At 71.6% G+C, this 12,592-nt stretch carries 11 protein-coding genes; 4 read left to right on the plus strand and 7 right to left on the minus strand.

Annotation, left to right across the window (positions count from 1 at the left end):
* The first annotated feature begins 6 nt into the window (after nucleotides 1–6).
* Nucleotides 7–1,698: an energy-dependent translational throttle protein EttA gene (ettA, locus tag WC969_02405; GenBank protein MFA6028687.1), complete on the plus strand. Its 1,692-nt coding sequence runs from the start codon at nucleotides 7–9 to the stop codon at nucleotides 1,696–1,698.
* An 8-nt stretch (nucleotides 1,699–1,706) separates the two neighbouring features.
* Nucleotides 1,707–2,687 carry a hypothetical protein gene (locus WC969_02410; protein MFA6028688.1) on the plus strand — a complete coding sequence of 327 codons (981 nt, stop codon included), beginning with the start codon at nucleotides 1,707–1,709 and terminating at the stop codon, nucleotides 2,685–2,687.
* Here WC969_02410 and WC969_02415 read toward each other — a convergent pair.
* The gene (locus WC969_02415; GenBank protein MFA6028689.1) at nucleotides 2,681–4,168 is read right to left on the minus strand and encodes a hypothetical protein; all 1,488 of its coding nucleotides are present in this window, start codon (nucleotides 4,166–4,168) and stop codon (nucleotides 2,681–2,683) included. The two genes, WC969_02410 and WC969_02415, sit on opposite strands and share 7 nt — an antisense overlap.
* A gap of 49 nt (nucleotides 4,169–4,217) precedes the next feature.
* Between WC969_02415 and pgl the strand changes: the two genes are divergently transcribed.
* Complete coding sequence (gene pgl / locus WC969_02420; GenBank protein MFA6028690.1) at nucleotides 4,218–4,955, plus strand: 6-phosphogluconolactonase; 738 nt, start codon at nucleotides 4,218–4,220, stop codon at nucleotides 4,953–4,955.
* An 81-nt stretch (nucleotides 4,956–5,036) separates the two neighbouring features.
* Nucleotides 5,037–6,647 (plus strand): ABC transporter transmembrane domain-containing protein, encoded by a 1,611-nt coding sequence (locus WC969_02425; protein ID MFA6028691.1) that lies wholly within the window; start codon nucleotides 5,037–5,039, stop codon nucleotides 6,645–6,647.
* A 7-nt stretch (nucleotides 6,648–6,654) separates the two neighbouring features.
* Here WC969_02425 and WC969_02430 read toward each other — a convergent pair whose 3' ends face one another.
* From WC969_02430 to WC969_02455, 6 genes are all read right to left on the minus strand, one after another.
* Nucleotides 6,655–7,275, minus strand: a complete 621-nt coding sequence (locus WC969_02430; protein ID MFA6028692.1) for a hypothetical protein — start codon at nucleotides 7,273–7,275, stop codon at nucleotides 6,655–6,657.
* Nucleotides 7,272–8,357 carry a peptidoglycan recognition family protein gene (locus WC969_02435; GenBank protein ID MFA6028693.1) on the minus strand — a complete coding sequence of 362 codons (1,086 nt, stop codon included), beginning with the start codon at nucleotides 8,355–8,357 and terminating at the stop codon, nucleotides 7,272–7,274. Before WC969_02435 ends, WC969_02430 begins: the two co-directional genes overlap by 4 nt.
* 83 nt (nucleotides 8,358–8,440) lie before the next feature.
* Nucleotides 8,441–9,226, minus strand: a complete 786-nt coding sequence (locus WC969_02440) for a zinc ribbon domain-containing protein (GenBank protein MFA6028694.1) — start codon at nucleotides 9,224–9,226, stop codon at nucleotides 8,441–8,443.
* Nucleotides 9,223–10,743 (minus strand): AAA family ATPase, encoded by a 1,521-nt coding sequence (locus WC969_02445; protein ID MFA6028695.1) that lies wholly within the window; start codon nucleotides 10,741–10,743, stop codon nucleotides 9,223–9,225. Before WC969_02445 ends, WC969_02440 begins: the two co-directional genes overlap by 4 nt.
* A gap of 4 nt (nucleotides 10,744–10,747) precedes the next feature.
* Complete coding sequence (locus WC969_02450; protein ID MFA6028696.1) at nucleotides 10,748–11,005, minus strand: hypothetical protein; 258 nt, start codon at nucleotides 11,003–11,005, stop codon at nucleotides 10,748–10,750.
* A 13-nt stretch (nucleotides 11,006–11,018) separates the two neighbouring features.
* Complete coding sequence (locus WC969_02455; GenBank protein MFA6028697.1) at nucleotides 11,019–12,551, minus strand: aromatic amino acid ammonia-lyase; 1,533 nt, start codon at nucleotides 12,549–12,551, stop codon at nucleotides 11,019–11,021.
* Nucleotides 12,552–12,592 lie beyond the last annotated feature (41 nt).

The raw sequence follows: 12,592 nt of genomic DNA on the forward strand, positions 1-12,592 counted from the left end.
TCCGACATGGCAACCACCGTCGACACCAAGCAGATCATCTTCTCCATGGTCGGAGTCAGCCGCCTCTATCCCCCGAAGAAGCAGGTCCTCAAGGACATCCATCTCTCCTTCTATTACGGCGCGAAGATCGGCGTCCTCGGAGACAACGGCAGCGGCAAGAGCTCGCTCTTGCGCATCATCGCCGGCATCGACAAGGACTGCTCCGGACAGGTCACCTTCTCCAAGGGCTACACCGTCGGCCTGCTCGAGCAGGAGCCGAAGCTCGACCCCGCGAAGACGGTCAAGGAAGCCGTCGAGGAGGGCGTCGCCGAGACGAAAGCGCTCCTCGACGAGTTCAACGCCGTCAGCGACAAGCTCTCCTCTCCGATGTCGCCCGAGGAGATGGAGAAGCTCCTCAACCGCCAGGGCGCGCTCCAGGAGAAGATCGAGGCCGTCGGCGCCTGGGAGCTCGACCATAAGCTCGAACTCGCCATGGACGCGCTGCGCTGCCCGCCGCCCGACGCGAAGTGCGGGGTCATCTCCGGCGGCGAGAAGCGCCGCGTGGCCCTCTGCCGCCTCCTCCTCCAGGAGCCCGACGTGCTCCTCCTCGACGAGCCCACCAACCACCTCGACGCCGAGTCGGTCGAGTGGCTCGAGGAGCACCTGCGCCGCTACAAGGGCACCATCATCGCCGTCACCCACGACCGCTACTTCCTCGACAACGTCGCCGGCTGGATCCTCGAGCTCGACCGCGGAGAGGGCATCCCGTGGAAGGGGAACTACGCGTCCTGGCTCGAGCAGAAGAAGAACCGCCTCGCCCAGGAATCGAAGTCGGAGAGCCGCTACCAGAAGACCCTCGAGAAGGAGCTCGAGTGGGTCCGCATGGGCGCGAAGGGCCGCCAAGCCAAGAGCAAGGCCCGCCTCTCCGCCTACGAGCAGATGCTCGAGGAGGCCCCGGAAAAGCGCGCCGACGAGCTCGAGATCTACATCCCGCCGGGCCCGCGCCTGGGCGACGTCGTCATCGAAGCCAAGGGCCTGAGCAAGTCCTACGGGGACAAGCTCCTGTTCGAGGACCTCAGCTTCCGCCTGCCGCCCAACGGCATCGTCGGCGTCATCGGCCCCAACGGCGCCGGCAAGACCACCCTCTTCCGGCTCCTCACCGGCCGGGAGAAGCCGGACGCGGGGACCCTGACCGTCGGCCCCTCCGTGAAGCTCGGCTACGTGGACCAGGACCGCTCGAACCTCGACCCTTCGAAGAACGTCTGGGAAGCCGTCACCGACGGCCTCGACCTCGTTCAGCTGGGCAAGGTGCAGGTCAACTCACGCCACTACGTCTCGCGCTTCGGCTTCTCGGGGCAGGACCAGCAGAAGCCGGTGAGCGGCCTCTCCGGAGGCGAGCGCAACCGCCTGCACATGGCGCGCATGCTCAAGGAGTGCGGCAACGTCCTCCTCCTCGACGAGCCCACCAACGACCTCGACGTGCACACCATCCGCGCGCTCGAGGAGGCGGTGACGCACTTCGCCGGCTGCTGCGTCATCATCACCCACGACCGCTGGTTCCTCGACCGCCTGGCGACGCACATCCTCGCCTTCGAGGGCGAGAGTACGGCGCGCTGGTTCGAGGGGAACTACTCGTCGTACGAGGAAGACCGCAAGAAACGCCTCGGCGAGGACGCCGTCCGGCCCCGCCGCATCCACTACAAGGCCCTCAAGCACTGAGCCCGGAGATGGGCTGCCGCCTGAGCCTCCACGGCGTCGGGGTCCTCCTCGAGGGCGATCCGGCGGCGCTCGAGGAGCTGCGCCGCGACTTCGCCTGGTTCGCGGACGGCGGGGACGTCTCCGCGCCGCTGCGCTTCATGCTGAGGCGGGCCCTCCCCCCGCCGCCGCTCGCGGGCGCCCTCCCGACGCTGCGCGCGCGCCGCTGGGCCGTCCGCGACGCGGGCCCCCTGCGCGAGATCCGCTACCCTGAGGGCGCCGTCGTCCGCTGGGACTACCGCGCGCGCTCCGGGACCCTCTGGTGCGAGGACCCGGAGCTCCTGCGCGAGCTCGCCTACCTCGCCGTTCTCTCTCGCGCGGGCGAAGAGCTCGACCGGCGCGGGCTGCACCGCGTCCATGCCCTGGGCTTCGAGAGGGACGGGGACGGCGGGCTGCTGCTCCTGCCGAGCGGCGGGGGCAAGAGCACGCTCGCCCTCGAGCTCCTGCGCGGGACCAGCCTGAACGTCGTCTCCGAGGACACGCCGCTGCTCGACCGCCGGGGGATCCTGACCGCCTTCCCGCTGCGCTGGGGCTTCGGCGAGCGCGCGGACCTGCGCGGGGTGCCCGAGGCGCTCGTCCGGCCGTTCCGGCGCCGGGCCCACGGGCTCAAGCGCGTCGTCGACGTGGAGTTCTTCCGCGGGCGCGTCCGCTCCGGAGTCCCGCTGCGCTGGCTGCTGGTCGGCCGACCGGTCGGAGGGACGCTGTCCATCGAGAAGGCTTCCTGGGCCGAGGCGGCCGCCGCCCTCGCGCTCTCCCTCGTCGTCGGGCACGGCATCGCTCAGATGTCGGAATACGTGCTCCGGCCGAGCCTGGAGGCCGCGCGGGTCCTGCCGTCGTCCGCGCTCTCCCGCCTGCGCGCCGCCCTTCGTGCGCTCTCGCACGCGGAGCTCCTGCGCTTCTCGCCGGGGAAGGATCCCGCCGCGGCCGCACGCCTGCTGGCCGCCCTTCAGTAAGTCGAACCCCGTTCCTCGAGCACGCGCGCGAGCTGCCGGTTCGCCGCGCTGTTCTCCGGCCACCGGCGCAGGCCCTCGCGCAGCTGAGTCTCCGCCTCCCCCAGGCGGCCGCGGCGCGCATAGAAGGACGCCAGGTTGAAGCGGGCGCGCGCCGCCCCCGGGTCGGCGGCGACGATCGCCGCGAAGAACTCCTCCTCGCCGCGGTAGACGCGGCCTCGGAGCACGGTCCTCGTCCCGTAGAGACCGGCGAGCAGCAGCCCCGCGCAGAGCGCGGCCGCCTCCGCCCGTCGGCCTCCAGCCCGTTCGGCGGCGGCCTCGAGGGCCGCGGCGAGTGCGAGGCAGAAGCCGGCCGCGGCGCCGTAGAGATAGCGCTCGGCCTCCAGGTTCCGCAGTTCCACGAGCCCGCTCACCGGCAGGAGCGCGGCCGGGACCCAGAACAGGCCCAGCGCGAGCGCCGGACGGCGGCGCCGCAGGGACCAGGCGACGCCCAGCCACAGAAGGCCGAGGCTCCAGGCGGGGAGCGCCCCCGTCCAGGACCGGACCGGGGTCGGCGCGTAGTCCGCCTGGAGGCGCACGGGCCAGAGCAGCAGGCGCAGGTAGTCCGCGCCGACCTTCGACATCGTGTAGAGGCGCACCGACGGACGCGCGTAGACCTCCTGCCAGGGCATCGGGTCCGTCTCGACGGGCGGGGGCACGGCGTAGCCCTCCGCGGCCGGCGCGAGCGGAGCGGCGCCGCGCGCGAGCTCGCTGAGCAGGTCGCCGCGCCCGCCGAAGGCGTAGCCGGCGCGGGGCGCGCGGAAGAGGAGGTAGCCGCCGAAGAGGAGGAGCAGGGCGGCGCAGGCCGCCGCGCGCCCGCGCCGCGTCCAGCCGCCCTCCACGGGGACGAGCGCGTCGGAGAGGAGCAGGAGCAGGGGCAGGACCACGCCGCTCTCCTTGGAGAGCATCGCGCAGAGGTAGGCCGCGCCCGTCGCCGCCGCGAGTGCCGCGCTCTTCCAGCCGCGCGCGCGCTGCGCTCCGCGGTAGAGCAGGAAGCCGAGGAGGACGAAGGAGAGCGCCATGCACTCGGCCGAGAAGCTGACGAAGCGCACCGCCTCGCCGAGGACGGGATGGGCGACGAAGAGAAGCCCCGCGAGGAAGGCCGCGCGACGCCGGCGCAGGAGCTCCCACGCCGCGCCCGCGACCAGGGAGGCCGCGGCGAGATGCCAGAGGAGCGCGACGAGGCGCAGCCCCGTGAAGGAAGGGCCGAAGGCGCAGCGGGCCGCGAGGGTCGAAGCGAGCCAGAGCGGTCGGGCCGCATTGCTCACCGGCAGCACGTGGGTGAAGTGGGCGGGAGCGAAGACGGCCGGAAGGTTCGAGCACTCCATGAGGAAGGGCTGGCGGACGACGTAAGCCACGTCGTCCCAGAGCGGCGGCCCGCCCAGGCTGCCCGCGTAGAGCAGAAGGCCGAAAAGCTGGATGCCGGCGAGCAGGAGGAGCCCCATCGCCATCACTCTAGAAAAAACGACGGCCCTGTTTTCATACAATCCCCGCATGCACCCCCGTCCCGAGGTCCGGGTCTTCGACGATGCCGCCGCGCTCGCGCGGGCCGCCGCCGCCCTGGTCGTCGAGGAGGCCCTCGCCGCGGCCGCGCGCGGGGTCTTCCGGCTCGTGCTCTGCGGCGGACGCACTCCCAAGGCCCTCTTCTTCCTCCTCGCCGGCCCCGCGGGGGTGGGGCTGCCGTGGGAACGCACGCACGTCTTCTTCAGCGACGAGCGGCACGTCCCGCCGACGCACCCCGAGAGCAACGTCCGCCTCGTCCGCGACCTCCTGCTCGACCGCGTCCCGGTCCCGAAGGAGCAGGTCCACGCGATGCCGGTCGGGGGGTCGCCCGACGACGACGCGCGCCGGCATGAAGACGAGCTGCGCCGCCATTTCGCCGGCGCCTCGCCCTCCTTCGACCTCGCCCTCCTCGGTCTCGGGGAGGACGGCCACACGGCTTCGCTCTTCCCGGATTCGCCCGCTCTGGAGGAGAAGACGCGCTGGGTCCTCGCCGTGCGGGGACCCAAGCCGCCCTATGCCCGGCTGACGATGACCTTCCCGCTCCTCGACGCGGCCCGCCACGCCGTCCTGCTCGTCTCCGGGGAAGGGAAAGCCGGCCCCCTGCGCGCCCTGCTCGACGTGAGCGCGGAGCCGCGGACCCTCCCGGCAGCGCTCCTGCGCCCTTCCCGGCGGCTGAGCGTCCTCGCCGACCGCGACGCCGCGCAAGACATCCCCTCCTCCCGGTCCTAGAAGCGTCTGGGGCCATTGCCGTCGTCCGCGGGCCCGTTCGACCCGCCCCTCCTGAGCGCCGCGCCGCTACAATATCCTCGCATGAGACGCCCGGGCGTGGCGCTCGTCCTCACCGCCCTCCTGACCCTCGGAGCCCCGGGGTCCGGCCCCTGGTCGGCGTTCGCCCAGACCGTCGTCCGCGCGGTCCCGCAGGGAACGACCGCTCCCGCTTTCGCGCCCTCCGGAGTCCGTCTTCCTTCGAGCGCCGCCTCCTTCTCCGCGCCGGGCCTCCTCATCGGGCCGACGATCCTCCCCGCCCTTCCCTCCCTCCGGCCGCGCTCGGACCGCGGCCTGACGACGGACACGGCGAAGCCGGCGGCCTTCCTCACCGCCGCCGCTCCCGCCGTCCGCATGCTTCCCGGAGCGTCGGCACAGGCCGCCGCGGCCGCCTCCGCTCCGACGGCCCTCCCCGCTCCCGCGATGGAGCCGGAAAAGACCGACGCGGCTCTCGGGACGCTGAGCGCGACCGTGAAGGACGCGCGAAACGCGCCCTCGGCCTCCCTGCGCCTCCTCTTCGACGGCGCGCGCCGCGGCGTCGAGGCCCCGGACCCGGACGCCGTCGAAGGCTCCGAGGATGGGGGAAAGGACCTCTCTTCGGTGGGCCTCCCGCCTTCCGGTCTGGCCCGACCGGAGCCCGCGCGCGGCCCGCGGGGGTTCAAAGGCGTCGCCGCGGTCGTCCGCGAGATGGCGTTGGGACAGGCGGAGGTCGCCCCGCTGCTCGAGCCCTACCGGCGGCAGATGAACGCGGCGCGACTCATGCTCATCGCCAAGGCCGGCCTGAGCACGGCCATGGCGTATTCCGTCGGGGCCCTCGTGGACGCGGCGCTCGCCGGCGCCCTCCCGTCGGTGATGCTCTGGCTGGGAGCCCTCGCGGCGGTCACGGTCGTCAAGGCCGTGAATCAGCGCTTCTACGCGGTGGTCGCGAGCGGCCTGCGCGAGCGCCTGCGCCGGGACTTCCGCCTCCGGCTCTTCGAGATCCTGCTCCGGATGAAGGACCCGGGAGAGGACGCCGCCCAGCTCGCCTCGCGCCTCTCCGTCGACGTCGGCCGCATCACGACGAAGAACGTCACCATCCCCATCCAGTTCCCGCACCTCGTCATCCAGTTCGCCCTGGCGACCGGCTTCCTCGTCGCCTCGAGCCCCCTGATCGCCGCCATCGCCCTCGTCGCCCTGCCGCTGCTCGGCTGGCTCTCCTGGCGCTACGGACGGCGCTCGGCCGCGCTGCAGGAACGGGCCGCGACCCAGGGAGCCGACACGACGCGCATCGCGGCCGAGCATCTCGCGCGGCTTCCCGCCGACGAGGCGGGCCGGAACGCGGCGGTGGAGAGCTACCGGGAGGGCGTCGACGGCTTCCTGAAGACCATGCTCGACCTCTTCCGCATCTACGCGAACTTCGACGCCCTGCGCGAGGTCCTGCAGGCGGCGTTCACCGACATCCTCACCCTCGGCGTCGGCCTCACGAGCTTCCTGCTCACGGGCGCGCCGACGATCGGGCACGTCATGTCCCTGCGCGGCTATGCGAAGGACCTGCGCGGAGCCGTGGACGGGATCGTGGATGCCTACACCGACGGGAAGGAAGCCGAGGGCGGGACCCGCCGCATCCTCGAGCTCCTGCGCGGAGCGCCGGCGCAGCCGCCCGCCCCGAGCCGCTGACGCGCCGTCAGTCCAGGGACAAGAAGAGTTCGACGAGCTTCGCGAGGAACGCCTCGAGGGCCCTGCGGTCCGGCGTCGGCGGACCCTTGCGGACGCGCCGCTCGGGGATGCCGAAGTTCCCACCCTGGAGGATGGAGAGGAGGACGACGCCGTCGCGGTCGGCGTCGACGACGACCGCGTCGCGGGTCTGCGTCGGGACCCGGCAGTGCGCCGCCAGGCGCGTCGGATAGACGGCGATGTCGGCGCCGTCGAGCGGCTTCGTCACGAAGAAGGTGTTCCTCACGCTCCCGCCCCTGCAGACCTGCCCGGCGACGGGAGTGCTCGTCGAGAGCTCCCAGACCTCGTAGCGTCCCCCGTCGTTCTCGATGGTGAAGCGCCGGTGCGGCTTCGTCTCCGCCTTCTCCACGAGCCGCCGCCAGGAGTCGGGATCCCCCACGCGCAGCGCCGGCTCCGGCTCCCGCGGCGCGGGAGGGGGAGGCTTCTTCGTCCGGACGGTCTTCTTCGCCTTATAGACGACGGTCGTCGCACGGAAGGGCAGGGATGCTCCCAGCTCCTCTCCCAGCGAGGCCGTGAACTCCCCGGCCTTGAGCGGGACCGCGAGGAGCAGGCAGAGAAGGGAGCCGGTCACCAGCCCCCCCCGGAGCCGTCGAAGGAGATCTCCAGGACCGGCAGGCGCAGGGAGGTCGTGAGCGTCGGCCCCTTCTGCGGCGGCGGCACCGGCTCGGCGGCCGCCTTGCGCAGGTCGGGGAGGCGGGAGTAGAGGTTCGTGCCCGGGCAGGAGGTCTTCATCTGGTCGCGGTGGCCGAGGATGCGCTCGGGCTCGATGCCGTAGGCGTGCGTGAGCCCGCGCAGGAGCACGGCGAGCGCAGCCAGCTGGGCCTCGGTCGGCTTCCGCTTCCCCATGAAGTTCCCCATCAGGGAGACCCCGATGTTCCCCTCGTTGTTGACGCCCACGTGGGCGCCGACCACGTTCGCCGGACGCCCCCGATAGACGCGACCGGCCCCGTCGATGAGGTAGTGATAGCCGATGTCGTTCCAGCCCCGCCCGCGCTGATGGTAGCGCTGGATGACCGCCATCTCGTCGAGCGCGTCGTCCGGATCGGTGAGGAGCTCCCCCTCGGTGTGGTGGACGGTGATGAGCTCGGGATACATCGGCTCGTAGGGCGCGGCCGCGGGACGCGCGCCCCACTCGCGGCGGGCCACGATCGCGACCGTGGGGAGTGCCGGCTCCCCGGCAAGATAGGAGACCTTGCGCGGCCGGGAGATGTCGTAGGCCGCCTGATCGAGCGGCACGCCCTCGACCTCGAAGAAGAGTATGGACGCGCCCGGTCCCTGAGGACGGAGCACGCGCAGTCCGAGGATGCAGCCCTTCTCCCCCGCGACCTCGACGCGCCCCCAGAAGCGGCCGCGCCGGAAGACCTCGACCTCCGCACGCGTCCACTCGCCCCAGTCCCCCCCGCAGCGGACCGCGCCCTCGATGACGACCGCGGCGGTCTTCTGAAGGCGGCCATGGAAGATGACCGCGCTGAAGTCGTCGGCCGCGGGAGAGGCTTCGACGAGGAGCTGGGGTTCCCCCTCCTTGCCGGCATCGAGCGACGGGACGGAGAAGGACGGGAACCCCATGTAGGTGAACGCCGGTCCCTCCTTCTCCGCGCGCGCGGGAACGGAGAGCAGGAGCGCCAGCAGGAGCGCCGAGACGGCGGACCTCATCCTGGATATATTAACGCGGGCGCGCGTTCGGGGACATGGGCGAAAGACCCCCCCGGAAAGGGGGCCCTGGGCCCAGCTTCCTCTCAGCGCAGGACGAGGGCGGCGACGGCGAAGACGCCGGCGAGGAGGACGAAGAGGATGAGGACGGCCGAGGCCGAAGGGTTCGCGCTCGCGCCCCCCTCTTCCAGACGGGAGGCCTCCCCCCAGAAGGCGAGGTCGCCGTCGCTGGGAACCGCGCTGTCGCGCGGGCGGAGCTTCACGCGACCGCCGCTCGCGCGCAGGGTCTCGAGAAGCTCGGGGGTCACCCCGTGGATCTGGATGTAATCGAAGACGGCCTTGAGCTCCGGCGGGACTTCGCGGTCGCCGGGGCGGTAGAGGCGGCCGTCCACGCGCAGGACCGGTCCCGGGGCGGCGGCGGGGAGCTCCGCCGGCTTCGGGCTGTTGCGCGTCGCACGCCACTCCCGCCAGCGTCCGAGGAGCTCGGGGGTGTAGCCCTCCTTGCGCACGCGCTCGATGAGCACGCGGATATCGGCCGGGATCCCCGGATCGTCGGAGCGGTAGGTCTGTCCGTCGAGGACGAGCTGGACGGGCTGGCCGGGCGCCGGCTTGTCGGGAGCCGCGGCGGCGCCCGGGAGCGGGGTCACCGGCTTTCCGCAGGCCCAGCAGAGTTCGCTCTGCCGCTCATTGGGACGCCCGCAGTGGGCGCAGAGGATCCGGACGTCTCCGGCCGGGACCTCGGGGGGAGGCCCCTGCTCCCCGATCTCGAGCTGGCCGAAGCGCGGGGCCTGCGGGAGCGCCGCCGGGGGCCGCGCGGGAGGAGTGGACGGCTCGAGCCGGTCGAAGCGGCCGCCTTCCGAGGCGGCGTTCACGCGGCGGCCGCCGCCGTCCCCCGCAAGGCGGCCGGCCGGGCCCGCGTCGACGCCCAGCGCCGGAGCTCGGCCACGTCCTCGCTCATCGTCCTCGAGAGCGGGACCGAACGGGCCAGCGCGCCCTCGAGGTCGCGGCCCTCCAGCTCGCGCCCGGCGAAGAACGCCTCGTGCAGGGCGTCCACGACGGCCTGTTCGAGCTCGGCGCCGGAGAAGCCTTCGGAGGCGGCCGCGAGCTTCGAGAGGTCGAAGCGCGCCGGGTCGCGGCGGCGGCGGCGAAGGTGGATGGAGAGGATCTCCCGCCGCTCCGCCGCCTCGGGGAGGTCCACGAAGAAGATCTCGTCGAGGCGTCCCTTGCGCAGCAGCTCGGGCGGCAGCTGGCGGACGTCGTTGGCCGTCATCGCGACGAAGACGGGCTTCTCCTTCTCCTGGAGCCAGGTCAGGAAGGTGGAGAAGACGCGCGCGGTCGTCCCCGCGTCGGAGAGGTTCGAGGAGCCGGTGCCGGCGAGCCCCTTCTCGACCTCGTCGATCCAGAGCACGCAGGGCGCCACGGCCTCGGCGGTCCGCACGGCGCGGCGCATGTTCTCCTCGGATTGGCCGATGTAGGTCCCGAAGAGGGAGCCCATGTCGAGGCGGAGCAGCGGCATCTTCCAGAGGCCGGAGATCGTCTTGCAGACCAGCGACTTCCCGCAGCCCTGGACGCCGAGCAGGAGCAGCCCGCGCGGCTGGGGAAGGCCGAAGGCCCGCGCCTTCGCGCCGAACGCCGGGCCGCGGCGGGCCAGCCAGTCCTTGATCTCCCCGAGCCCTCCGACTTCGTCGAGCCGCGGCTGCGCCTCGTAGTATTCGAGGACCCGCGACTTCCGGACGATCTGCTTGATCTCCTCGAGCACCGCGCCGACGTCCTCCCCGCTGAGCTTGCCGTCGCGGACGATGGCCTTGGCGAAGGCGTTCTCCGCCTCGGAGAGGGTCAGCCCGAGCGCGGCCTGAACGAGGAACTCGCTCTCAGCCTCGCTGAGCTCGACCTTGAAGCGCTTTCCGCCCTCGGCCGAGAGTACCGCGCCTCTCAGGAGCGCGCGGATCTCGTCGGCGCCGGGAAGAGGGACGTCCACGACCGTGAGGTCCTTTTCCAGCTCCACAGGGACCGTCAGGGTCGGGGAGAGCAGGACGACGTTCTTGCGGCTGTCTTTGAGGTCGGCGATCAGGTCGCGCAGGCGCCGCACGACCGGCGCCGACTGCAGGCAGGGATGGAAGTCCTTGAGGACGAAGAGCGCGGGCTCCGCGCAGCGCGCGATGAAGTCGAGGGCGGCCAGGGGGTCGCTGAGCGCGCTGTCGACGGCCCCGCCCGCACCATGGATCCCGCGCGTCGAGGTCCAGAGGAAGAGGCGCTTGCCGTGCGCCGACGCCAGCCGCGCGAGCAGCGCCTCGACGCGGCGCTCCTCCCAGCTGAGCAGGTAGATGAGCGGATAGCGGGCCCGGATGAGGACGTCGAGTTCGGCCTCGACCGGCGAGGCGGCGGGCATGGCCTCAGCGGCCGAACGTCATGCGCTTCACTTCGAGGCCGCGGATGGACTTCAGCCCCTTTTCGAGGCCGGAGACCTGCGCGGGCTTCCCGACGACCTCGAGGAGGATGAGTCCGTTGGGAGAACAGCGGCTCTCGTCGGCGTCGTGCAGGCCGAGCCGCGTCCTGATCTGGCAGCCGTGTTTCGTGAGCACGGACTGGATCCGGCCGGCGTTCCTCGTCCTTTCGGTGACGTGGACGCCGAAGATGACGTGCTTATCCATCGTGTTCCCCCCCTTACCAGGAGCTCTTGAGCGGACCGATCTCGCCCTCGACCGCCTCGAGGATCTCGCAGCGCTCGACCGCGGCCATCATGTTGTTGTGGTCGGTGAAGAGCGGCCGGTCCACGTCGAGGTGCGCGACGACCCTGCGGATGGCGGCCTGCGCCGCCTTCGTGCCCTTCCCGGGCGTGAACTCCCGGAAGTCGAGGCCCTGCGCGGCGGCGATCATCTCGATGCCGAGCACCCCGAAGGCGTTCTTGAGGATCTGCTTGGTCTTGAGCGCGGCGTTCATCCCCATGCTGACGAAGTCCTCCTGATCGGCCGCGGCGGGGATGGACTGGATGCAGGAGGGCGTGCTGAGGATGCGCTGCTCGACGACGAGCATGTCGGCCGTGTACTGGCTGAGCATGTGCCCCGAGAACATCCCGGCGCCCTTCGTCAGGAACGCGGGCAGGCCCACGCTGAGCGCGGGATTGAGGAGGCGGTTGAGGCGCCGCTCGGAGAGGACGCTCACCATCGTGATGCCCGCGCCCACCATGTCGAGCGGCATGCTGATCGGCGTGCCCTGGAAGTTCGCGCCGGTGAGCACGGTGTCGCTGTCGGGCAGGAAGATGGGGTTGTCGGCCACGCCGTTGAGCTCGATCTCGAACTGCTTGCGCGCGTAGGCCAGGTGGTCGCGGAAGGCGCCGATGACCTGCGGCGTCGAGCGCATCGAGTAGGCGTCCTGCACCTTCACCTTGAGCTTGCCGGTGACGAGGTCGGAGCCGGCGCAGACCGCGCGGATGTTCTCCGCGGTCGTCACCGCCCCCTGGAAGCCGCGCAGCTCGTGGAGCCGGCGGTCGTAGGGCTTCATGTTCGCGAGCAGCGCCTCGAGGCTCATCGCGGCGGTGATCTCGGCCTGCTTGACCCAGCGCTCCGTGTCGAAGAGCTCGATGCAGCCGATGCCGGTGATGAGGTTGGAACCGTTGATCGCCGCCAGGCCGTCGCGGGCCTTGAGGCCGGGGACGGGGATGCCGGCCTTCGCGAGCGCGTCCTTCGAGGGCATGCGCTGCCCCTGATAGAAGCACTCGCCCTCGCCCATGAGCGTGAGGGCGGCCTGGCTCATCGGCGAGAGGTCGCCGCAGGCGCCGACGCTGCCCTTCTCGCAGACCACCGGGGTGACGCCTTTGTTGAGCATGTCGACGTAGGTCTGCGTGATCTCGAGCCGGCAGCCGGAGTGCCCGCGGGAGTGGACGCTGATGCGGCTGAGGAGGGCGGCGCGCACGTGCTCGACGGGGCAGGGCTCGCCGATGCCGGCGGCGTGGTTGTAGATCAGGTACTTCTGGAACTGGCCGACCTGCTCGTCGGTGAGCACGACCTCGGAGAACTCGCCGATGCCGGTGTTGACGCCGTACATGATCTCGCGGGCGACGATCTTCTTCTCGAGCATCCCGCGGCACTTCTTGATGCGCTCGACGGCCTCGGACGCGAGCTCGATCTTCTCTCCGTGACGGGCGACGCGGACGACGTCTTCGATCTTGAGGGACTTTCCGTCGATCTTGATGGGCATGACTCCTCCAAATCTATGGGCTATGCGGCGTAGAATAACAT

The organism is Elusimicrobiota bacterium (assembly GCA_041660925.1).
GTDB lineage: Bacteria > Elusimicrobiota > Elusimicrobia > UBA1565 > UBA1565 > JBAZUV01.

Excerpts from the sequence above, each read along its gene's own strand:
- WC969_02450 (MFA6028696.1), bottom strand. The coding sequence starts at position 11,005 with ATGGATAAGCACGTCATCTTCGGCGTCCACGTCACCGAAAGGACGAGG.
- WC969_02455 (MFA6028697.1), bottom strand. The coding sequence starts at position 12,551 with ATGCCCATCAAGATCGACGGAAAGTCCCTCAAGATCGAAGACGTCGTC.
- WC969_02415 (MFA6028689.1), bottom strand. The coding sequence starts at position 4,168 with ATGGGGCTCCTCCTGCTCGCCGGCATCCAGCTTTTCGGCCTTCTGCTC.
- pgl (MFA6028690.1), top strand. The coding sequence starts at position 4,218 with ATGCACCCCCGTCCCGAGGTCCGGGTCTTCGACGATGCCGCCGCGCTC.
- ettA (MFA6028687.1), top strand. The coding sequence starts at position 7 with ATGGCAACCACCGTCGACACCAAGCAGATCATCTTCTCCATGGTCGGA.
- WC969_02410 (MFA6028688.1), top strand. The coding sequence starts at position 1,707 with ATGGGCTGCCGCCTGAGCCTCCACGGCGTCGGGGTCCTCCTCGAGGGC.
- WC969_02435 (MFA6028693.1), bottom strand. The coding sequence starts at position 8,357 with ATGAGGTCCGCCGTCTCGGCGCTCCTGCTGGCGCTCCTGCTCTCCGTT.
- WC969_02425 (MFA6028691.1), top strand. The coding sequence starts at position 5,037 with ATGAGACGCCCGGGCGTGGCGCTCGTCCTCACCGCCCTCCTGACCCTC.
- WC969_02445 (MFA6028695.1), bottom strand. The coding sequence starts at position 10,743 with ATGCCCGCCGCCTCGCCGGTCGAGGCCGAACTCGACGTCCTCATCCGG.